Here is a 415-nt window from a genome sequence, read left to right on the forward strand (position 1 = left end):
GAAATGGAGAATGCAGGAAATGGCAAAGCTAAGGCGACGAAAATGTAAAATATGCCGTGATTGGTTCCACCCAAAATATGACAATGTTGAGTGGTGCAGTCCAGAACATGGCGCAGAGTTAGGAATCCGAAAAAGAAACAAAGATAGGGAGAAAGCTGAACAAGCCCGACAACGAGAACGACGACAAAAAGAAGTAGAAGCCCGCGATAAACTCAAAGCCCGCAAGTTAGCCGTAAAACCCCGCAGTTACTGGATTCAACAAGCACAGCGAGCAGTAAACGCCTACATTCGAGAGCGAGACAGGGATCTGCCCTGCGTTTCCTGTGGCACGTTCACCTCTGCCCAATGGGATGCGGGTCATTACCGGACAACGGCCGCAGCACCTCAACTGAGATTTGATGAACGGAATATTCAA

The 415-nt window shown here is 48.7% G+C and carries 1 protein-coding gene; it reads left to right on the forward strand.

The annotated features are described in order from the left end of the window. Window positions 1–19: 19 nt before the first annotated feature. Window positions 20–415, forward strand: a 396-nt coding sequence (locus tag Xbed_RS19155) for a recombination protein NinG (protein ID WP_208612291.1), incomplete at its 3' end; no start/stop codon positions are given.

Source organism: Xenorhabdus beddingii, assembly GCF_002127545.1.
GTDB lineage: Bacteria > Pseudomonadota > Gammaproteobacteria > Enterobacterales > Enterobacteriaceae > Xenorhabdus > Xenorhabdus beddingii.